This is a genomic window from Sorangium sp. So ce426 (assembly GCF_051475585.1).
GTDB classification, from domain to species: domain Bacteria; phylum Myxococcota_A; class Polyangia; order Polyangiales; family Polyangiaceae; genus Sorangium; species Sorangium cellulosum_B.
The window spans coordinates 7883615-7904468 of record NZ_CP150341.1 but is presented as its reverse complement, the minus strand read 5'-3'; the positions used below and the strand labels follow the sequence as shown (position 1 = coordinate 7904468).

Here is a 20854-nt window from a genome sequence, read left to right as displayed (position 1 = left end):
TACCTGACCCGTTTGCCAGGGTGTGCGTGCCCGTGGGGTTCAGGTCGCCGATGCGCGCTGGGGGCCGCCGCTGTGTGACACCGCGTCGCCTGCTGGACCGAGGGAGCCGCGAGGGCCAGGGCGGTCCAGGAAGCCTGCCCCATCAACGCGTGTTACCCTGCGACGGTGGCCATGGAGTCGCAGCTTACAATTGACGCCCTCGAGAGCGGCGTGATCCACGTACATGCCTGTCGCGCGCCGGAGCTCCGCCCGATACAGCGCGCCGCCGTGCACACCTATTCGGTCCTCGCCTTTCACCTCGGCGGCCGGATGCGGGTGGAGCACCGCGGCGAGCTGGAGCTGACGGCTGGCCAGGTCCACCTCATCCCGGCCGGCGATGCCCACCGGTGGCTCACGGCGAGCAAGGTGGACATGCGCGGCGTGGCCTTCTGTCGCTCGTGCCTCCCTCAGGATCGGTTTCAGGAGCTGCTCGCGCCGCTCGATCGCGTCCGGCGCGGGGCTTTCCCGGTCGTCGAGCTGCCGACGAGCAGGCAGCCCCACGTGCTCGGCCTGCTCGAGGAGCTCGAGCGCGAGCTGTCGCGGTCGTCGGGCATGCTGCCCGTCGTGGCCGAGAGCCTGCTCGGGCTCGTGCTCGCCGAGATCGTGCGCGCCGCCCCGCGCGAGGTGGCTCTCCCCGAGGCCCCCTCGATTGTCGCCGAGGCGCTCACCGTGATCGAGGCGCGCTGTCTGGGTCCGCTGACCCTCGGTGAGGTGGCCCGCGCGGTGCACCGATCCCCCGCGTACGTCACGACCGCGGTGAAGCGGTCGACGGGCCGCTCCGTGGTGGCGTGGATCCTCGAAGGCCGCCTCGCCGAGGCGCGGCGACGCCTGCGCGACACGGACGAGCTCGTCGAGATCATCGCCGAGCGGGTCGGTTATGCCGACGCCAGCCAGTTCAGCCGCCTCTTCCGCCGCCGCCACGGCGTGGCCCCGGCCGCGTGGCGCGCCCGCGAGCGCGCGCTGCCTCGCCCTGGCTGACCGTCCGGCAGGCCTGTCGCGCCGAGCTCGCTGTCAGGCCGGATCGAGCGCCGTGAGCTCGCGGGCGCGGCCGCCAGGCGGCCTTGCAGCGAAGTTGCCTTCGCTGAGCGCGTGGGGCATCACCCCGACCCCCGAGCTGGTCGGCACGCCGCCGCGCGGGTCGCGGCGGCGGTCAATTCGGAGCGGGGCCAAACGAGAGGAGGACCCACGATGAGCTACGTCGACGGTTTCGTTGTTCCCGTGCCCGCGGGCAAGAAGCAGGCTTATCGCGATCTGGCCGAGAAGGTCGCGGCGGTGTTCAAGGCGCACGGGGCGATTCGCGTCGTCGAGTGCTGGGGCGACGACGTGCCCGACGGCAAGATCACCGACTTCAAGGGCGCGGTGAAGGCGGAGGAAGGCGAGGTCGTCGTCTTCTCGTGGATCGTCTGGCCGTCGAAGGAGGCGCGGGACGAGGGCAGCAAGAAGGTGATGGAGGACCCGCGCATGCAGATGAACAACGAGGACTCACCCTTCGACGCAAAGCGGATGATCTACGGCGGGTTCGACGTCCTCGTCGACGTCTGATCGGCGGGCTGCGGTCCTCGAGCACGCCCCCCGCTCAGGGGGGCCCCGGGCCGGTCACGGCGGGGTGGCGTCGATGGGGTAGGTATCGATGACCGCATCCCAGAGGTCAACGTGGTGGACGAGGCTCACGGCAAAGTGCGCCTCGTCCAGCTCCACGAGGATGGGGTCGGACTCGTCCCAGCTCGCTCCGGCGAGGACGGCGGCCACGCAGCCGGCGGCGAGCTCCTTGCGGCCGGCATCCTTGAGCGCGGAGACGCTGGCGCGAGCCCAGCCGGTCCGAGCATCGAGCAGCAGAGCGACAGTCGCGGACGGGAACGCGCGCTCAAGATGGGGGAGCGCTCGAGAGGCGGCTGACGGATCAGCTCCAGGCGTGGCGATCAGGACGAAGAACTCCGAGGTGCGGGGGTCGCCCTGGAACGCAGCGCTGTAGCGAAAGAACTGAGGGCTGTGCTCGACGCCAGGGACCGGAAGCATGACGAAGCGGCCCGCCGTGACCTCACCCGCCCCAGGATGTCCGGGCGGAACGAGGAACCCGTCCTCGATCGGCTTCACCTGGGCTGATACCGCGTGCTGGCGCGCCGCGCGCGCCGTCATCCGGGGCCCCGCAGCGCCTCGACCAGCGCCTCGACCAGCGCGCGCACCGGGAGCGAGGACGACCGCTCGCCGAGCAGCTCGAGCACATCCTCGTCGTCCTCGCCGCACGAGAGCTGCACGGCCGCGACAACGACCCCGTCGCGCTCGACCGCCAGATCGAAGATCCCCTCCTCGTCGCTCACCGGCGCGCCGAGCAGCGCCGACAGCCGGCGGCCCAGGAGCTCGGCCAGCGGCTCGTCACCGTCGAGGCTGGCCTGGTCGGGCTCGATGGTGGCCTGGACCGCGCGCGTCGGCGCCCCGCTCACCTCGGCGCCCTCCCGATCGAGCCGGAAACGAAGGCCACGCGCCTCGAAGAACCCCGTCGTCATGGGCTCGATCAAGGCATGCCGCGGGCGCGCCGGCAAGCGGGTCGGGTATCGAGCGATGGCGAACGGCCTCACGCCCGACGTCTACGTGCATACGCGCGTGGCGACTCGCCCATCGTCCTCTTGAACGCCGAGCTGAACGCGCTCTCCGACTCGTAGCCGACGGCGCCGGCGATCTCGAAGACCGAAGCGTTGGAATGAAGTAGCCTCTCGCCCGCGATAAGCATTCGCCACCGCGTCAGGTACTCCATCGGCGACTCGCCGACCGTTCGCCGGAAATGCTCTGCGAACGTCGTCCTCGACATGCTCGCCTGCTCGGCGAGCGTCTGCACGGTCCAGTCGTGCGCCGGCTTCTCGTGCATGCTCGTGATCGCGCGCGCTATCCGCGGGTTCGCGAGCGCGAAGAGCCAGCCGACGCCGCCACGCTCACCGCGCGCGAGGTACATGCGGAGGACGAGCACCAGCATCGAGTACGCGCTCTGTCGCGCGAGGAGGAAGCCGCCAGGCTGCGGATTCTTCATCTCCTCCATGAGCTGCTCGAGGTGGCCTCGCAGCGACGGCTGGTCCGCGCCCTTGCGCAGATGCACGAACGGAGGTAGCTCCCGGAGCAGGATCCCGGCGTTGCCTTCGAGCGCGAAGTGTCCGCCGATCAGCATGAAATCATCGCCGGGCGCGATCGAACGAAAGCCGTTGTAGCGGTCGATGGGGCCGGAGAAGAGCGTGCGCGCGTCGCGCGGACGTGCGTCCAGATCGCTGCAGAGGCGAAAGGAGCGGCCGTGCGGGAGCATCAGGCAGTCGCCGGTGCGCAGCTGCGCCGGTCTCTTCACGCCGTCGATCGCGACGAAGCCTTCGCCCTTCATGATGGCGTAGCACTTGATGCCTCCGTGCGCGGGGAACTCGAGCGCCCAGCGACCACCGCCGACGAGCCCTCCTGAGGCGTAGTTGTTGGGCCTCAGGAGCGACAGGACGTCAGAGAGCGGGTCCATCGAAGCCTCCGTACGAACGCGACAAAAACACGGACGATCCAGCATGGATCGTACGGGACAACGGCCATAGAAACAAGCGAACCCAAACGGGAGGTTTCATCCATGTCCGCTGACAAGAAGACCCGCACGATTCGCTTTCATGCTCACGGCGAGCCCGCCGACGTGCTTCGCCTCGAGGAGACGGAGCTGCCCGAGCCCGCCAAGGGGCGCATTCGCATCGCCGTCCATGCGTGCGGGCTGACGCCGGCGGACTACGGTCTGTGCAAGGGCCTGTTCCCATTTCCAGGCGCGCTTCCGCGCGGCATCGGGATCGAGGCCTCCGGCATCGTCGACGCGGTCGGCGAGGGCGTCACGGATGTCGCCGTCGGGGACCGCGTCCTCGGTGTGCCCGACTATGTGGGAGCACCGATCGGCGGCGCGTCGGACTTCGCCATCCTGAGCGCCTGGGCGCCGATGCCCGAAAACCTCGATTTCGCGCCCGCCGCGGCGCTGCCGATGGCGGTGGAAACGGCGTATCGCAGCCTCGATCAGCTCGGCGTGAAGGCGGGCAAGTCGCTCCTGGTTCACGGCGCAGGGACGACGGTCGGATTTGCCGCGGTGCAGATCGCGCTCCTCCGCGGGGCTCGGGTCTTCGCGACGGCCGGTGAGACGTACGCCGAGCGGTTGCGTGCGCTGGGGGCCAAGGTGACGTCGTACGACGCGGGCCTTGCCGACCGCGTCCTCAGGCTCGCGGGAGGGCCGGTGGAGCTCGCGCTCGACACCGCGCCGGTGAACGTGTCGAGCACGGTGAACAGCGCGCTCGCTGACCTCACCCGCGCTGTCGGCGGCAATCCGAAGCGCGTGCTCACGATCGCCGACTTCGCCGGCGCCGCGAAGCTCGGCGTCCGTACCAGCTTCGATCCGGAGGGCGCGACGATCGGCGGGTCTGACACACCGCAGCTCGACGAGGGAGCAGCTTCGATCATAACGAACACGCTTCGCTACGACGTGCTCGGCGAGTTCGCGAAGCTCGCCGCCGAAGGTCGCTTCTCGATCCCGATCGCACGCAGCTTCGCGCTCGAAGCGTGGCGCCAGGCGTTCGACATCCTCCTGACGGGCAACGCGCGCGGGAAGCTGCTGCTGCTCCCGCGTTGATGGCGGATCAGGTCGCGCAAGGCCCGCGGGGACGGCGCCTTTCGGCGGAACGTCACGACGTGACGTCCACCAGGACCTTGCCGACCGCGGCGTGGGGTCGCTCAGCGCGCCGCGTACTTCATGACGAACGAGGGGTATCGATCACCGACGATCGCGCCCGGCGCGAACGCAGCGTCGAGCTGCGCGAGCTCGTCCGGGGAGACGCGCACGTCGAGCGCCGAGAGGTTCTCGTCGAGCCGCGCGCGCCGGCTGATGCCGACGAGCGGCACGATGTCGTCGCCGCCGCGCGCGAGCAGCCACGCGATGGCCAGCTGGGCTGGCGTGCAGCGCTTCCGGGCGGCCATGTCGACGAGCGGGCGAGCGGCGCGGACATTCTGCTCCAGCGCGTGTCCTTCCATCCGCGGCGCCACGAAGTGCGCGCCAGGGCTCGGCGCCGTCGCGCCGCTGAGCAGCCCGTCGGCGAGCACGCGGTAGGCGACGATGCCGATCCCGAGCTCGCGCGCGGCCGGCAAGATCTCCGCTTCGATGAAGCGGCACGCGAGCGAGTACTCGATCTCGAGCGCCGTGATCGGATGCACGGCGTGCGCGCGGCGCAGGAGCTCCACGCCGACCTCGGACACGCCGATATGACGGACTTTGCCCTCGCGCACGAGGTCGGCGATGGCGCCGATCGTCTCCTCGAAGGGCACGTCGGGATCGGGCCGCCCGGGCTGGTAGAGGTCGATCTCGTCGACGCCGAGGCGCTGGAGCGAGTAGGCCGCGAACGTCTTCACCGTGGCCGGGCGGCCGTCCATCCCAAGGAACTTCCCGCCCGGAGTACGCAGCATGCCGAACTTCACGCTCACGAAGGCCCGGTCGCGCCGGCCCTCGATGGCGCGCCCGATGAGCGCCTCGTTGTGCCCCATGCCGTAGAAATCGGCGGTGTCGAGGAGGTTCATCCCGGCGTCGAGCGCCGCCTGGATCGTGGCGATGCTCTCGGCGTCGCTGCCGGCGCCGCGGCTGGGCGACATGCCGCCGCAGCCGAGGCCCAGCGCGCCGACGAGCGGACCGTTCTTGCCGAGATGAACGCGCGGTATCATGGGCATCTTTCGACCCCCCCTCAATGTTAGAGCGAACGCTCTATTAATGAATCGCCGCATGCGCACTGTCAACCCCGAACAGCACGAGAAGAAGCGTCGCGAGCTCCTCAGCGCCGCCCTGCGCCGCTTCGCCGCCGAGGGCGTGCAGGCCTCCATCGCGAGCATCTGCGCCGAGGCGGGCGTCAGCCCCGGGCACCTCTACCACTACTTCCCGAGCAAGGAGGCCATCCTCGAGGGCCTCTTCCAGCTCGTGCTCGACGAAGCGGCCACGCACCTGTCGGGCGACGTGCAGGCCGCGCGCGACCTCCCCGCGCTCGTGGCCGATCTCTACAGCGGCAAGGGGCCGAACCTCCTCTTCGACCTGCTCGCCGAGTCGCAGCGCAACGCCGCGATCGCGGATCGGCTCCGGCGCCACAGCGCCGAGATGAAGCAGCTCCTCGCGAGCGCGATCGCGCGCGGGCAGGCCGCCGGCCTCGTCGACGACACGTTGCCGGCGGCGGACCTCGCGACCATGCTGCTCGCCGTGCTGGACGGCAGCAAGGCGATCCGGCTACGCGATCCAGCCGTCGACCGCGATCACGCGCGCGAGATGCTGCTCGCGCTCGTGTCGCGCGTGCTCGGCGACCGGCCCGCGTCGAAGGCCGCAGGCTCCGCGACGGCAGCGGATTGACCGCGCGCGATCGCGCTCGCGCGGCGCTTCACCGTGCGCGTACGCCTGCGCCGCGCGACTGCCCGACCCCGCTCCGCTGCTCGAAGCAGAGCTCCTCGCCAGCTCGCAGATGCTCATCGCGCGCCACCCCGATCTGCTGCTCCCCCCGACGTGGCAGCGCTTCGCCCTCCGCCGCCCCTGCGCGCCGCTCGCGCCCTCCTCGGCCTCATCGACACCCTGCTCGGCGACAGGCGAGGAATGGCGGAGCGCAGACGAGATGACGGGGGAAATGCGCAGACCGCGGTAAGGCGCCGGTACGGATGGGCTATGTCAGTCGTCGGATACCGACCATAGCAAGCGCGCCGCCAATCGCCATGGGGAGAAGCAGTTGCCATGTGAACTCGGGACGTGTCTCCCTCGTGGCGTTGATATAGAACGCTATGCCGGCAATCAAGGTGATGACACCCCCAAGGATCAGGCAGAAGTAGGCACCAAGCCTCTGCCAGATGGAGAGACTCGGCTTGGGCGCAGTGGCCGCCGGCGTGAGCTGGGGTAGAGCCAGACGCCGCAAGGCGACGAATGCGGCCGGAGCTCCGATCCACAGGAGACCGTACTCTCCCAAGAGCGGTATCCGAGAGAGCGCGCCAGCCACTGCGAGCCCAAGGAGCGCCGCAGGCACATCCCAGAAGTGTAGCGTCGGGTTCCTTGGGTTTCCGCTTGCCATGTCGATCTCCCTGCCAGATGTCATTCTGTTACGAAAACTCGATCTGGAGCCGGAAGCCAGGGCGAGTGGGGCCGACTCCATCAACTCGCCCACGAAGCATGGGGCGATGCCGGAACCGAGCGCCTCGCGGCGCAGGTGAGAAGGCGTTGACCCCGCCCGCGCCCGGCGCGTCACCCGCCTGTTCCACGGAGCCCCGCCTCGGTGACGGCCCGCTCCACGCGGTCGGGCGACCATGCGCCGGCGTGGCGCGTGAAGAGCGTTCGCCCCTTGAACGCGCGGCCCGCGAGCTCCGCGGGCATGTCGGGCCAGCGCGCGACGAAGCTCCCCTTCGGCGCCCCCTTGCGCGCGGCGACCCAGGGAGGGGCCCCGCCCTCGACGGTGAACCAGTCGATCACGCGCTCCACGTCCTGGGCCGCCTCGAGCCGCCCGATGAGCTTCGTGCTCGTGTTGCCGAACACGTTGTAATCCACCGATCGAGGGCTCTGGGTGCACAGCAAGCAGCCGACGCCGTACTTCCGGCCCTGGGTGAAGAGCCGGATGAGCGGCTGCTTGGCGGGCGGCTTGCTGCCGCCGGCCGGGATCCAGTCGCGCGCCTCGTCGATGTAGAAGAGCAGGTTCACGCCGCCGGAGGTCGCGTCCACGGTCGTGATCATCCAGCGGTACAGCTCCGTCGCGAGGGCGGCGAGGAAGAAGTGTTTCTCATCGTCGTTGCTGAGCGCGTTCAGGTAAACGACGTTGAGCGGCACGCGCCCCGGCTTCGAGGGCCGGAGCAGCTCGGTGAAGTCGAGGCGCGTCCCCCCCGAGAACAGCCGCGCGGACGGGCCCTGCACGAACGTGTTGAGCTTTCGCGCGAGCCGCTCGCGCTCGGACTTGCGGATCAGGCTGTCGACGTCGTCGATGCCGAGGTCCTCGGGCGCGGTCACGGCGGCCACGATGTCCCTCAGCCGGACCGGCGCCGCGCGCGGCAGGTGCCGCAGCACCTGGTAGAGGAACGTGCGCTGCGACTCCTCCTCGCCGCCGCACGCGCACAGGCTGACGAGGTTGGCCGCCACGGCCACGAGCAAGCCCTCCTCCTCCTCGGCGCGGAGCGCGGGGTTCGCGATGTGCGAGAGCTCGCCCGCGCTCGGGAGCCGCAGCGGGTCGAGGCAGAGACGCTGGCCGTGCGACGACCCGGGCGTGAGGATGCGCGGTTCCATGCGCTCCCGGAGCTCCTCCCACGCGCGGTGCAGCTCGGCCGGCACGTCGGACGGCGGGCGCGCTTCCATCATCTGGACGAGATCGCCCTGGGGGTCGATCGCGACGACGGGGACACCGGCGCGCAGCGCCTCCTCCGCGATGACCTTGGCCATCCACGTCTTGCCGCTCCCCGCCGCGCCGACGACCGAGACGTGCGTCCGGAGCACCGCGGGGTCCACGCAGACGGGCGAGCCGCCGTCGTCGAAGCCGAGGAGCATGCCGGTGACGCTCGCGGTGCGGGGCTGCGGCGGCGCCTCCGCGGCCTCCGGCGGCGCCTCCGCGGCCTCCGGCGGCGCCTCCGCGGGCGCCTTTCGCCCGCGGCCCCGCGCCGGCGCCGGCTTCGGGCGCTCGACGGCCGGCTTCACGACCGCCAGCGCCTCGTCGAGCTCGGGATCGTCCTCCACCATCGGCTCGTCCGTGGCCGGCCCGTCCGCGGCCGGCGCGCTGGCCGCGGCGGGCTCGCGCCCCTCCGGCGATCCGCCGCCGCGCGTGGCCTCGAGCGCCGTCCAGCGCCTGTCCCACGCGCCCACATCCTTGTGGCCGAGCTGCGCGACGCACGCCCCGGAGCGCTCGTGCTTGCAGCCGCCGCAGTACGCGCGGTCGCCCGGCGGCGCGAGCCCGCCCGCGCCCACCGCGTGGTCGGACCAGGCCACCATGCTGGCGATGAGCTCGTGGACCTTGCCGCGCTTCGCCTCGATCTCCTCCCAGCGCGCCTCGCGGACGCTGCGCGTGGGGTGCAGGTAGAACACCGCCACGTCCGGCCGGGTGCCGTGCTGGTGGTGGTGCATCAGCGCGTACGTGAAGATCTGGAAGAGATCGCTGTTCGGGGAGGTCGCGGGCGTGAGCTTGTAGTCCACGATGCGGTGCTTCCCGAGCCGCGGATCGAAGTACACGTAGTCGATCGCCCCGGTCACGTGGACGTGGACGTCCTCCCCCACGTGGAACGTCACGTCGACCCGCTTGCGCGAGTCCCCGAAGAGCTGCGCCCGGAGCTCCGCCGCGGGCAGGCCGGCGGCCCTCGCGTGCGCCGCGAGCCGCGCGAGCTCCTCCATGTAGAGCTGGACCGCGGAGATGAAGCCCAGCCGCAGCGGCACCGGGCGCGCCGCGAGCGCGTCGAGGTTCAGGCAGGAGGCGTTGAACCAGCGCATCAGCGCCTGCTGGAGGCCCGGGGCGTCGCCGGCGGCCTCGAGCGCCGCCAGCACCTCGTCCGAGCTCGCCGCGGCGGCGTTGAAGCGCTCCACCGCGGTGTGGAACAGCGCGCCGCAGCCGGGCGCGTCCCCGCCCTTGCGCCAGATGCGGCTCACGACCGTCCGCCCGTCCTGCCGCTCGGCCGTGGCGCGCGCGTCGAACCAGTGGAGCCTCGGGCACGTCGCCGCGACGCGGAGCTGGGTCACGTTGACGTGCACGAGCCTCACTTCTTGCCCCGCAGCTGGACGAAGAGGTCGTCGTCGGTCGCTGTCGCGTGGACGTGGCCCTCGTCATGGAGCGCCTGCGCCGTCTTCTTGATGTGCGACCACACCTCCGGGAAGCGCTTCTCGTGCAGCTTCTTGCGGCTCGCGAAGATCTGCGCGAGCTCCTTCGCCATCAGGCCGAGGCGCCACGACAGCTCGGCCATGATGTGCTCCCGCGTCTGCTGCGGATCCCACGCCGGGGGCGGCGTCGAGTCCCCGCCGCCCTTCACGATCTCCTCGGTGAGCAGCTCGCGCAGCAGCGGGTGCGCGAGCAGGAGGCTCTGGCGCTCGAAGGACGCCAGCACCTCGGCCTCGGTCACCTTGCGGTACTGCCCGCGCGGGTGCTCGATCTCGAGATCATGGCTCCTCGCGGCGCCGAGGAGCCCCACCAGCGAGTCGAGCTCCGCGTGCCCGGCGAAGTCGAGGTGGAGGTGGAGGAAGCGCTGGCGGCCCAGCTTGCAGAGCGCGTCGTACGCGGCCTTGCCGGCGCCCCCGAGCCGGAGCGGCCGGCGCTCCTCGTCGGTGACCAGGATGCGCTTGTCGGTGTGCTTCGTGTCCTCGACCATGCGCTGGAGCGGCAGCCGCGCGCCGTGCCCGCTCGGCGCGCAGAGGAACGTCACGCCGGTGGTCACGATGACGCCGTCCGCGCGCTTCTCCTTGGCCACGAGGTGGTGCGCGGGGGCGGCCTTGCCGCGCTTCCTCGCGGTGGCGTGCTCGACGCTCAGGAGCGTCGAGGCGCCCTTGCCGGCGCACCTGGCGAGCAGGTGGTGGGTCAGGCTCGCGAGGTTGTCCTCGTCGGGCGGCAGCGACGCCTGCTGCAGCCGGCGGCGGGTCGTGCCCTCGACGAGCTTCTTCTTCACCTCGGCGTCGATGACGTCCTCCAGCTTCGGAGCCGGCGGCTTCGGTTCGCTCCCGTCGAGGCCGGGCCACTCCTTGAGCCAGCGCTTGCCGCCGACGGCCGCGAGCCGGTCCTGCTGCGCCTCCCAGCGGTCGCGCGCCCAGAGGATCGCGTCCCGCGGCCGGAGCTCCTGCACGCCGTCGAGGCGCCGCTCGAGCCACGCGCTGCCGAGCGGGAAGAGCCGATCGCGCTTGCGCGCGGCGATGACCTCCTCGATCTCCTTCTCCTCGAAGCCGGAGAGCGCGGCGTCGAGCCGCCCCTCGAGGATGGCGCGGGCCTCCTCCGGCGAGACCATGTGCAGCTCGAGGATCCGCTCGGCGATGCGGTCCCACGCGGCCGCCGGGATCACCTCGCCGGTGCGCAGGGAGAGCATCGACTGCTTCACGCCCGAGACGATCACGACGAGGTGCTTCGCCCGGTCGAGCAGCGCGTGCGCGTACGACATCAGGGCGCGCACGGCCTCGGCGTCGAGGTTGTCGATCTGGTCGAGGCAGAGCACGAGCGGGAGCTCGGCGAGGGCGCACAGGTGCGCGAGGACGTGGAGGACGCGCTCCACCGCGGCGTCGTCCGCGAGGGCGAGGCCGTCCTCCCCGGCCGCCTGCTCGAGCAGGCGCGCCTCGTCGGGTCCGAGCGTCTCGCCGGAGAGCCAGAGCACCGCCGCCTGGGCGCGCTTCTCGGCGCTGGCGTCGCCGAGGCTCGCGTGCGACGTCCCGGTGAGGAACGCGTTGAGCACGGGGATGACGGCGCTCTGCGGGTCGATCTTGGCGCCGAGGCGGGCCAGCGCCTCCTTGCGCGCCTCGATCTCCCTGGGCCCCGTCATCATCCTGCGGCCCTTGAGCGCGCCCGTCCGGATGAGGGCGCGGTTGAGGACGGTGTAGAGGCGCGACTGCGTGTAGTCGCTGCCGCGGTGCCCTGCGAGGTCGCTGACGGTCGCGTTGAGCACGTACCGGAGCATCCGCTCGGGCGAGGCGAGGATGTTGTGCAGGTAGACGACCGTCGCCCTGTCTTCCCCGGCCCACTGGAACAGCCGCGCGAGCAGGTGGCTCTTGCCGACGCCGGGCGCGCCGATGAGCAGCGCGCCGATGCTGATCGGCTCCTTCGCGGCGTCCTGCACGACGCGCACGAGCCTGGTGAAGGCGCTCTTGTGGATCGACTCGACCGTGGCCTCGCCGCCCCCGACGTCGGTGATGCGGTGGCTGCGGAACGGGTTGGTGCCCCGGACCGCGGCGAGGAAGCGCTCGAACGTCGGCTCCTCGCTCATGCGTCGTCCCTCCGCGCCACGTAGACGAGCAGGTTCCCGGCCTCCATGATGCCGGCGTCGCGCTCCGCCTCGGCCATCTGGTGGTGGCGGCCGTCGGACGGGTCGAGCGAGTAGCGCCGCTGCCGCCGGAGCGCGCCGAGCTCCGCGTCGAACGTGTCGCGCGGGATGTCCGGCAGCGCGGCGCGGAGCGCGTGGAGGGTGACGTAGTTGAGGCGGCCGGAGGCGCGGTCGAGCGAGGAGAAGGCGGCGTCGAAGCGATCGGCGAAGGAGATGTCCGGCGCGCCGGCGCCGCTGGCGGCCGAGGTGCCGGGGCCGCTGGAGATCGCGTTGCCGGCGCCGTCGGGGGCCGCGCGGCGGGCAGCGCCGTCGGTCGCGATCGCGGCGGGCCGCGCCGGCGCGCTGGCGGCCGGGAGGACGGCGTCTGCGACGAAGAAGAGCAGCGGCTTCTTCCCGAGCAAGGCGCCGATGGTGCGGGGGAGCCGGCGCTCGGCGATGCGCTGATCGAGCGCCGCCTTGAACGCGCGGCTCAGGGCAGGAAGGAGGCCCTTGGGGAGCTGCGCCAGGTCGACCGCGGGAGCGTCGGCCGTCCGCGCCGACTGGAGCTGCACCTCCAGGAGCCGATCGGACTGCGCGATCGCCTCCAGGTCCTCCGCGAGCAGCACCAGCGTGGCGCCGGGGGCTGGCTTCTTCTTGCCTCCCGGGGCGCGGGAGAGCAGCACGCGCCCCTTCGCCTCCTTGGTCGTCAGCGCCTTGCTCGTCACCGCGAGCGTGTCACCGGTCAGCTCCGTCAGCCGCTCGAGCGTCGGCGGGTACGACGCGCCGCCGAGCTGCCTCTGGGACTCCAGGACGCCGAGGAGCTTCGGCACCGGCGAGGGCGGCGGCTCCTTCTTGCGCGCCGCGCCCTTCTGCCGCGCGGGAGCCTTCGGCGCGGCGGCCTTCCGCGGCGCGGCGGACTTCTTCGGCTCCTCGGCGCTGCTCTTCCTCGCTGCAGTGGTCTTCGTTGTCGTCGCCCGCGAGCGCGGACTCGATGCGCTGTTCCGGTTCGTGGCCCACCTCCCGAGGGGCCGAGATTACCCCGGTATCCAGCCATGGGAAGGGGCTCCGCGCCGCCGCGCCGCCTTTCTCTATCCGATTGACGCGCAGCTCGATTCCGCGTGACGTAGACTCGGGGCCTCGTGCTGCAGAGGCGACGGAACTGGCGTGTCGGGTGGCCGATCGCCGCTCACCTCGATGCCCCGGGAGGAGCACCATGAAGCGCATCTTCTGGGTCCGGTCCGCGATCGGGGCCGCCCTGTGTCTTGCCTTGCTCAGTGTCGTCCACGGGAGCACGGCCATGGGCACGGGCGCCGGGCGCTGGACCGTCTATGGCTACGATCTCGCCAACACCCACCACGCGCGCGACGAGCACGACATCGGGCCATCGAACGTCGCATCGCTCGCCGTGAAGTGGGCCTTCACCACGACCGGCATCGTCCCCGCGACGCCGGCCGTCGACCACGGCGCTGTCTACTTTCCGGACGGGGGCGGCAAGCTGTACAAGCTCGACGCCAGGACCGGGCACCCGATCTGGACGCGCACGATCGCCGGCCTCACGGGCACGGCCGGCGCCGTCTCGCGCACGACCCCCGCGCTCCACGGCCACACGCTCTTCCTCGGCACCCTCGCCGGCGCGCACATGGTCGCCGTGGACACGCGCACCGGGGCGCTCTTGTGGAAGAGGCAGCTCGACACGCACCCCGCGGCGATCATCACGCAGTCTCCCGTCGTGCATGGCGGCCGCGTGTACGTGGGCGTCTCCTCGCGCGAGGAGCTCTTCGCGGCGGACAACGCCTATCCGTGCTGCAGCTTCCGCGGCAGCGTGGTCGCCCTCGACGCGGGGACCGGGGCGGTGCTCTGGAAGCGCTACACGGTGCCCGCCGGCTACACCGGCGGCGCCGTGTGGGGCGGCGCGCCGTCGCTCGACCTCAAGCGCCGCGCGCTGTACGTGACCACCGGCAACAACTACACCGTGCCGCCGTCCGTGTCCGCGTGCGTGGAGGCCGCCGGCGACGACCCCGTCGCCGCCGAGGCCTGCCTTGCGCCGGACGACTATATCGACGCCGTCCTCGCGCTCGACCTCCGCACCGGCGCGCTGAAGTGGGCGCGGCGGCTCCAGGGCTTCGACGCCTGGACGGGCGCCTGCTACTTCGGCGGCGACTGGTGCCCCGATCCGGCGGGCCCGGATTACGACTTCGGCACGGGCGCCACGCTCTTCACGGCCGGCCAGGGGGCGGAGCGCCGCGATCTGGTCGGCGCCGGCCAGAAGAGCGGTATCTTCTGGGCGCTCGATCGGGACGACGGGAGCGTGGTGTGGAGCACGCTGGTCGGTCCCGGCGGGGAGCTGGGCGGCATCATGTGGGGAGTCGCCGTCGACGAGAGCAGGATTTACGTGCCGATCGGCAACAACGGCCAGGTCGACTACACGCTGCAACCCTCCGGGGAGGTCATCCACTGGGGTTCGTGGAGCGCGCTCGACGCCGCCACGGGCGACATCCTGTGGCAGACGCCCGATCCCACGCCGGGCGCGCAGACCAGGGGGCCGCTGACCGTCGCGAACGGCGTGCTCTACGGCGGCTCGATGAGCGGCGACGTCCACGCGCTCGACGCCGCGACGGGCGACGTCCTCTGGAGCCATCCGGCCGACGGCTCCGTCAACGCCGGCCCGGCGGTGGTGCGCGGTACGGTGTTCTGGGGGAGCGGCTACGAGAGCTTCGGCATAGGCACGCCGGGCAACACCCTCTTCGCGTTCGACTTGCCGTAGCGCTGCCCGCCGCCGGACGGCGGACACCGGAGCCCGGCCGTGCCGTGGTGCCAGGCGCGGGCGCCGGTGGCCGTCAGTCGGCCACGAAGCCTCTCCACCTCCGCAGGTACCCGGCGAACGTCTCCGAGACGCCGCGCTCGTACAGCTCGGCGCGCGTGAGCGGCGGTCTCCGGGGTTGCCAGGCGGGGTCGGCGATCCGCTGCGGCCAGTCGGGGTTGGTGATGGCGGCGCGCCCCAGCGCGACCCCGGTGGCGCCCTTGTCGAGGAGCGCCTCGGCCTCGGCGCGCGTCCAGACGCCGCCGGCGACCACGAGCGGCAGGCTCGCCCCCACCGCCTCGCGGAACAGCGGCAGCGGGTGTGTGTCCCCGCGCTTCTGCGAGGGCTTGCTCGAGTCCCACAGCGAGAGGTGCAGGAAGTCGGCGCCGTCCTCGGCCAGCCAGCGCGCGAGCGTCAGGTTCTCGTCCAGATCGAGCCCCTTGGCCTGGCCCCAGTCCTCGGGCGACAGGCGCACGCCGACCACGAAGGGCGCGGGCACCGCGGCGCGGACCGCCCGGAGGGTCTCTCGCAGGAGGCGAGCCCGGTTCTCCCACGCGCCGCCCCAGCGATCCGCGCGGAGGTTCTGGGTGGCGGACAGGAACTGGCCGAGGAGGTAGCCGTGGGCGCCGTGGAGCTCCACGCCCGCGAAGCCGGCGGCGTGCGCCCGCGTCGCGGCGTCGCGGAAGCGGCCTATCACCGCGAGGATGTCCTGCTCGGTGGCGGCGCGAGGCACGGGGAGGTCCGGCTCGGCGACGGCGCTGGCGCTCCACGTGGGCAGGCCGGAGATCTGGGGATTGGCACGGAGGCCCCCGTGAAAGAGCTGGACGAGGCCGAGCGCGCCCTGGGCGGCGATCTCGGTCGCGAGCCGGCGGAGGCCGGGCAGCAGCCGGTCGGCGAAGACGCCGAGCTCGCCCTTCCAGCCCTGGCCGTCCTCGGCCACGTGGGCTGCGCAGGTCTCGACGACGCCGAAGCCGCCTCGGGCGCGGTAGGAGAGCCAGCGCAGCTCGTCGTCGCCCAGGGAGCCGTCGTCATGGCTTTGCCCGTTCGTGAGCGGGGCGAGCCAGACGCGGTTCCTGGCGGTGATGCCGTTCGGGAACGAGAAAGGAGAGAGCAGCGGTGAGGTCACGGGGAGATGATTAGCACTCGCCCGAGGTCAGCGCGCCCCGCAGCCTTGCCCTGTCGACCTCGGCGGACGGCAGCCACTCCACGATGCCCTCGATGGCCCGATCGATGGCGATGCGGTCGGCGCCGTCGCTGAGCATGTACTCCTCCGCGACGACCTGCCGCGGTACGTCGATCGCCAGCAGGGCCGCCGCGATGACGACCCCGGTCCGATCTCTCCCCGACGTGCAGTGGACGTAGACAGGCCAGGGGAGGGCGGGGGCCGCGAGCGAGGAAAGCGCCTTTCCAATCCAGCTCCTCACCCGTCGCTGCCGCGTGTCGTAGTTCTCGATGTCGTCCTCCGCGGGGACGTGGACAACCCTGATTCCCTCGAGATGACCGGGATCGGCGCCGCGCCGGAGGTTCAGTATCGTCCCGGGGAAACCGAGATCGCTCGCCGCTGTCATGAGGTCGAATCGCCCGCCGCGGAGCAGGCGGCCGGCGGGGATCGGCGAGACGTCGAGCCAGAGCCCGAGCATCTCGCCGACATCCCGGTAGTTGGCGGGCCGGAACGTCGCGCTCATGGGGGTCGCCTGCGCCCTGCTACTCGTCGTCCTCGTCTTCGTCGTCCGCGTCCGTGGTCGTTGGCGCCTCGCGCTCGAGCTGCTCGGTGATGGTCTGCACCTGGATCTCCGCGGCGTGGATCTTCTGGCGGCAGAGCGTCACCAGATCCGCGGCCTCCTTCACGAGCGCGGAGAGCGCGTCGATGTCGACCTGACCTTCCTCGATGTTCTGCAAGATCTCCTCGAGGCGCGACGACGCCTCGCCATACGAGACCTCTTTCGTGGCGCGCTGCGGGCTTGCCGTGTCCCCTTCGGACAGCTCCTTCGTCCCGCGCTTCGGCTTTGCCATGACCCTATGTCTCCTCCGATCCGTCCGAGCGAAGCCGCAGCACGCCCTGCTTCAGCTCGGCGATGAGCGTCGTCCCCTGGGGCGCGCGCGCCGCGTCGGTGAGCACCGCCCCTTCCGTCGTGCGCAGGATCGCATATCCCCGCTCCACGACGCGCCGCGGATCGAGGAGGCGCAGGCGCCGTTCGCGCGACTCGAGGCGCTCGGATTCGAGCGCGAGCCGCCGGGACGAGCGCGGCCCGAGGAGCGAGGCCATCTCGTCGACCCGATGCGAGGCGGCGTCGAGATCGCGCCTCGCCCCCTGGCGAAGCTGGCGGACCGCCTCCTGGAGCTGGCCCGCGCGGCGCGCGATGAGCAGCGACGCGGAGCGCGGGACCCGGGCCGCCCGGCGGGTGAGATCCGACGAGGCCGACCGGAGGACCCGCCGGCCCTGGTCGAGGATGCTCAGCAGCGACGACTCGACCTCATCCCGCGCGTCCGAGACGCGTTTGACGAGCATCGCGGCCGCGGCGGTCGGGGTCTTCTCGCGAAAGCCCACGAAATCGAGCGCGGAGATGTCTCGCTCGTGGCCGATGCCGACGACCACGGGGAGCGGGAACGTGGCGACGGCGCGGGCGATCGGCTCCGAGTCGAACCAGGCGAGATCGGTGCGCGAGCCGCCGCCGCGGCAGATCAGCAGCACGTCGAGCTCCGCGGCGCGGGCCCGGAAGTAGTCGAGGGCGTTCAGGACCGACGGCTCCGTCTGCCGCCCCTGGACGCGCACGCCGTGCGCCACGACGCGGAACGCGAAGCCTGACTCCCTGAACGTGCCGAGCACGTCGTTGTAGGCGTCCGAGCCCAGGCTGGTCACGAGCCCCACGCGGAGGGGAAGGGCGGGGAAGGGCAGGGAGCGGTTCCGATCGAGCAGCCCTTCCTCGGCGAGCCGGCGCACGATCTCCTCTCTCCGCCGGGCGGCCTCGCCGAGCGTGTAGCCCACGTCGAGGTCCTCGATCAGGAACCGGTACGAGCCCCAGGGGACGTAGAGCTCCACGCGCCCGCGCACGCGGATCTGGATCTCGTCCTCGATCTGGAACGGGTGGCCCGCCGCGGCGAGGCGCCGCTCGATCTCGGCGCGCGCGCTCTCGAAGAGGGTCGCCTTGACCTGGGCGATCTCCTTCCCGAGGGCGTCGCGCTCGACGAGCTCGAAGCCGACGATGCTCTTGTGGGCGGCCCGGTTGTACCCGCAGACCTCGCCCACCAGCCAGATCGAGGCTGGAAACGCCGCCTCGAGCGCGGCGCGGACCTGTCCGTTGAGCTTCGAGACGGTGAAGTCGGACGCGGCCACCGCGGGCCTCGGCCGCGCGTCCCCGTTGCGCGGCTCATCGGCTCGGGCCGCCTCCACGGTGGGGATCGGCGTGACGCCCCCTTCGACGAGGGCGAGGGCCCCGCCGCGTTCCCGGTAGAGGCGCTGCGTCACCTCGCAGAAGCCGAACCCCTCGGTGTGCAGCACGTCCACCACCGCGACCACGTGCGTCTCCGGGACGCGCCAGGTCTTCTGTTCAGGATTCCAGCGGCGGGACGGGAGCGACTTCACGACCTCCACCAGCCTGCGATCGAAGGCGAAGTGGATCTGGAGGCTCCCGGTCCCGTCGCTGCTGACGCGGCGGCTCATCGCGCCACTCTATCACCGCGGGCGGGCGTCGCGCGTCGCGCACGGGCATCGCAGGGGATCTCCGGGCCGACCTGCCGGTGCGCGGCCGCGCCGCGCGGTGGCCGAGCGCGCGCTGCGTGGCGACCGGGCGCGCGCTGCGCCACGGCGGCGGCGAGCAAGCCCTCGGCCTGGAGGACGAGAGATCCTCCAGCGACCTGCCCCTCAAGCGTTGAGGCTGGCGAACGCCTGGGCGATGCGTGGGGCCGCGTGAGGGCGGGCGTACATCCGATCCATGTAGGCTCGCAGCTGCGGGAAGTCGTCCAGAAGATGAGCCTCGCTGGCCCAGTCGAGGGTGTAGGCCATCACGAGATCGGCGACCGTCAGGCGGTCGCCGACGACGAACTGCCGCTGATCCATGTGCTTCTCCAGCACGGCGGCCATGGCCTTGAAGTCCTCGCGGGCGACGGGGATGTCGCCCGGCTGGCGTTTGTCCTCCGGATACAGAAACTTGTGACGCGCGATGCGCCACAGCGGCTGCTCCAGCTCGGTCGCCGCGAACAGCAGCCATTGGTTGACCTTGGCCCGCTCCCTGGGGTCTGCCGGGAGCAGGCCCTTCTCGGGGTACTTCTCCGCCAGGTAGAGCACGATGGCAACGGACTCGGTGAGCACGAGGTCGCCGTCGACGAGCACGGGGAGCTTGCCGGCTGGGTTGAGCTTGAGGAACTCGGGGCGGCGATTCTCGCCGGCCCGGAGGTTGACCTGGACGGTCTCGAAGTCCACGCCGAGCTCCTGGAGCGCCCAGCGCACACGGATCGAGCGGGTAGGAGCGAACTCATAGAGCTTCATCAGTGCCTCCCTCCTCAGCCGCGCGCCGCGGCTGGTATCGTTGCTTCTGTTTACTTACGTCCGGACCTGCTATGTTTCGAGACGAGCGGTGCCAACCAGCAGGCGAATGGCCGAGTGTATAGCCGCACCGCGCGACGAGTGTCAATGGACACATTCGCGGTGCGCAGACGGCGTCTGCGCCGTTTTTCCGCGGTCTGGAGGCAGGCTCAGCCCGCGTCAGGCGCTCTTGCCATGCCATGCCCAGAACCGGCGTGGGCGTTCTTCAGCAGCACGAAGGAGACGATGCAAAGAATCAGCTCCGAGATCGCCTCGGAGGCCCAGATCCCGGTCAGGGAGAACAGGCGGGAGGCCAGCAGCAGCACCGGCAGCTTGACCAGCAGGATGCCCCCGAGGGTGAGCAGCAGCGCCTCCCTGGCCCGGCCGACCGACTGAAACGAGGCCGCCGTGACCATGGCCACGCCGGTCAGGGGGTAAGAGAGCGAAAGCAGCCGCAACGCGGCCTGCCCTTCAGCGATGATCGCGCTCTCCCTGGACAGCAGGGCGATCAGCGCGGCCGGCATCACCAGGCAGACGCCGCAGACGAGCGATCCATAGACGACCGAGGCGCCAAGCGAGAGCCGGATGGCCTCCCGCACCCGCTCGAGCTTCTTCTGGCCGAAGTTGTACCCCACCAGCGGCTGCATCCCCTGGACGATGCCGGTCAGCGGCGCGATCAGCCCGGAGTAGAGCCGGCCCACGATCGCGAACACGCCGAGGGCGCTGTCGCCGCCGATCCGCCGGAGCAGGTTGTTGGTGACGATGGCGATCAGGCTGACGCTGACATTCTTGATGAGCGAGGGGGACCCGATCTTCACCACCTCGATGATGATGGGCCAGTCCGGCTTGAAATAAGACGCCTTGATCCGATAGGAGCGGTTCTTCCTGAAAAAGAAGAAGTGGAGGCCCATGCCGGCCGAGGTGGCCTGGCCGCAGATCGTCGCCAGGGCGGCGCCGGAGACGCCCATCTGCAGGACGAGGATGAAGAGCCAGCACAGGACGATGTTGACGCAGATCGGGATGATCCACATGGCGGTCGAGTACCTGGCGTTGCCATCCGCCCTGACGATGGCCGAGTAGCCGGTGCCGGCGATGGCGCCGAGGAAGATGATCCGCCCGTACTCGATGGCATAGGGGGCGATGCTGCCGGTGGCCCCGAGCAGATAGACGATCGGCTCGATGAAGACCGAGCCCAGGACCGTGATGGTGATCGCCGCCGCCCAGAAGATCAGGAAGGTGCTTGCCACCGTCCGGGAGGCCTTCTCCACGTCCCGCTCGCCGAGCGCCCTGGAGACCACCGACGCGCCGCCGGCCCCGACGGTCGTGGCGACGGCGCCGAGGGCGATCAGGACCGGCGCGATGATCGAGGCCGCGGCGGCGGCCAGCGAGTTGACGCCCACGGAGAGAAAGTAGATGTCCGTCAGGCTGTAGATGGCAAAGACCAGCAGCGAGAGCGTGGTCTGGGAAGACATCTCCAGCAGCAGCTTCCCGACCCGCTCGGTCCCCAGACGTTCAACCCTGGAGCTCTCGCCCATGAG

20 protein-coding genes are annotated in these 20854 nt (G+C 71.3%); 6 read left to right on the top strand and 14 right to left on the bottom strand.

The window, feature by feature from the left end; genetic code table 11:
- Positions 1-267: 267 nt before the first annotated feature.
- Both WMF44_RS29320 and WMF44_RS29315 read left to right on the top strand, forming a co-directional pair.
- Positions 268-1017, top strand: a complete 750-nt coding sequence (locus tag WMF44_RS29320; protein ID WP_437293354.1) for a helix-turn-helix transcriptional regulator — start codon at positions 268-270, stop codon at positions 1015-1017.
- Positions 1018-1227: 210 nt separating this feature from the next.
- The gene (locus WMF44_RS29315) at positions 1228-1581 is read left to right on the top strand and encodes a DUF1428 domain-containing protein (RefSeq protein ID WP_437293353.1); all 354 of its coding nucleotides are present in this window, start codon (positions 1228-1230) and stop codon (positions 1579-1581) included.
- A 54-nt stretch (positions 1582-1635) separates the two neighbouring features.
- Here the strand turns inward: WMF44_RS29315 and WMF44_RS29310 are convergent, their stop codons facing one another.
- The 3 genes from WMF44_RS29310 to WMF44_RS29300 all read right to left on the bottom strand — a co-directional run bounded on the left by WMF44_RS29310 (position 1636) and on the right by WMF44_RS29300 (position 3526).
- Entirely contained in the window at positions 1636-2133 is a 498-nt protein-coding gene (locus WMF44_RS29310) for a hypothetical protein (RefSeq protein ID WP_437293352.1), read from the bottom strand.
- Positions 2134-2171: 38 nt separating this feature from the next.
- Positions 2172-2543: a hypothetical protein gene (locus WMF44_RS29305; protein WP_437293351.1), complete on the bottom strand. Its 372-nt coding sequence runs from the start codon at positions 2541-2543 to the stop codon at positions 2172-2174.
- Between the two features lie 68 nt (positions 2544-2611).
- Entirely contained in the window at positions 2612-3526 is a 915-nt protein-coding gene (locus WMF44_RS29300; RefSeq protein ID WP_437293350.1) for an AraC family transcriptional regulator, read from the bottom strand.
- 102 nt (positions 3527-3628) lie between these two features.
- On the opposite strand from WMF44_RS29300, the gene WMF44_RS29295 reads away from it, so the two are divergent.
- Positions 3629-4660, top strand: coding sequence for an NADP-dependent oxidoreductase (locus WMF44_RS29295; protein ID WP_437293349.1), 1032 nt, complete (start codon positions 3629-3631; stop codon positions 4658-4660).
- 101 nt (positions 4661-4761) lie between these two features.
- Here WMF44_RS29295 and WMF44_RS29290 read toward each other — a convergent pair whose 3' ends face one another.
- On the bottom strand, positions 4762-5745 hold the full coding sequence (locus WMF44_RS29290; protein WP_437293348.1) for an aldo/keto reductase: 984 nt from the start codon (positions 5743-5745) through the stop codon (positions 4762-4764).
- Positions 5746-5797: 52 nt separating this feature from the next.
- Here WMF44_RS29290 and WMF44_RS29285 point away from each other — a divergent pair, with 52 nt between their 5' ends.
- The gene (locus WMF44_RS29285; RefSeq protein ID WP_437293347.1) at positions 5798-6409 is read left to right on the top strand and encodes a TetR/AcrR family transcriptional regulator; all 612 of its coding nucleotides are present in this window, start codon (positions 5798-5800) and stop codon (positions 6407-6409) included.
- 304 nt (positions 6410-6713) lie between these two features.
- Here the strand turns inward: WMF44_RS29285 and WMF44_RS29280 are convergent, their stop codons facing one another.
- From WMF44_RS29280 to WMF44_RS29265, 4 genes are all read right to left on the bottom strand, one after another.
- Positions 6714-7112 (bottom strand): hypothetical protein, encoded by a 399-nt coding sequence (locus tag WMF44_RS29280; RefSeq protein WP_437293346.1) that lies wholly within the window; start codon positions 7110-7112, stop codon positions 6714-6716.
- A 170-nt stretch (positions 7113-7282) separates the two neighbouring features.
- Complete coding sequence (locus tag WMF44_RS29275) at positions 7283-9754, bottom strand: helicase HerA-like domain-containing protein (protein ID WP_437293345.1); 2472 nt, start codon at positions 9752-9754, stop codon at positions 7283-7285.
- A 5-nt stretch (positions 9755-9759) separates the two neighbouring features.
- A complete protein-coding gene (locus WMF44_RS29270; protein WP_437293344.1) occupies positions 9760-11958 on the bottom strand; it encodes a hypothetical protein in 2199 nt (732 codons plus the stop codon).
- Complete coding sequence (locus WMF44_RS29265) at positions 11955-12824, bottom strand: hypothetical protein (RefSeq protein WP_437293343.1); 870 nt, start codon at positions 12822-12824, stop codon at positions 11955-11957. Before WMF44_RS29265 ends, WMF44_RS29270 begins: the two co-directional genes overlap by 4 nt.
- Positions 12825-12846: 22 nt before the next feature.
- Between WMF44_RS29265 and WMF44_RS29260 the strand changes: the two genes are divergently transcribed.
- Together WMF44_RS29260 and WMF44_RS29255 are read left to right on the top strand one after the other, a co-directional pair.
- A complete protein-coding gene (locus WMF44_RS29260) occupies positions 12847-13116 on the top strand; it encodes a hypothetical protein (RefSeq protein ID WP_437293342.1) in 270 nt (89 codons plus the stop codon).
- A gap of 91 nt (positions 13117-13207) precedes the next feature.
- Positions 13208-14758: an outer membrane protein assembly factor BamB family protein gene (locus tag WMF44_RS29255; RefSeq protein ID WP_437293341.1), complete on the top strand. Its 1551-nt coding sequence runs from the start codon at positions 13208-13210 to the stop codon at positions 14756-14758.
- Positions 14759-14831: 73 nt separating this feature from the next.
- Here the strand turns inward: WMF44_RS29255 and WMF44_RS29250 are convergent, their stop codons facing one another.
- From WMF44_RS29250 to WMF44_RS29225, 6 genes are all read right to left on the bottom strand, one after another.
- The gene (locus WMF44_RS29250) at positions 14832-15920 is read right to left on the bottom strand and encodes a HisA/HisF-related TIM barrel protein (protein ID WP_437293340.1); all 1089 of its coding nucleotides are present in this window, start codon (positions 15918-15920) and stop codon (positions 14832-14834) included.
- Between the two features lie 10 nt (positions 15921-15930).
- Positions 15931-16479, bottom strand: coding sequence for a tyrosine-protein phosphatase (locus tag WMF44_RS29245; protein ID WP_437293339.1), 549 nt, complete (start codon positions 16477-16479; stop codon positions 15931-15933).
- Between the two features lie 19 nt (positions 16480-16498).
- A complete protein-coding gene (xseB, locus tag WMF44_RS29240; RefSeq protein ID WP_437293338.1) occupies positions 16499-16807 on the bottom strand; it encodes an exodeoxyribonuclease VII small subunit in 309 nt (102 codons plus the stop codon).
- 4 nt (positions 16808-16811) lie between these two features.
- Positions 16812-18455, bottom strand: a complete 1644-nt coding sequence (gene xseA, locus WMF44_RS29235) for an exodeoxyribonuclease VII large subunit (RefSeq protein WP_437293337.1) — start codon at positions 18453-18455, stop codon at positions 16812-16814.
- 201 nt (positions 18456-18656) lie between these two features.
- Positions 18657-19280 (bottom strand): glutathione S-transferase family protein, encoded by a 624-nt coding sequence (locus tag WMF44_RS29230; protein WP_437293336.1) that lies wholly within the window; start codon positions 19278-19280, stop codon positions 18657-18659.
- Between the two features lie 206 nt (positions 19281-19486).
- Complete coding sequence (locus tag WMF44_RS29225; protein ID WP_437293335.1) at positions 19487-20851, bottom strand: MATE family efflux transporter; 1365 nt, start codon at positions 20849-20851, stop codon at positions 19487-19489.
- Between the last annotated feature and the right edge of the window lie 3 nt (positions 20852-20854).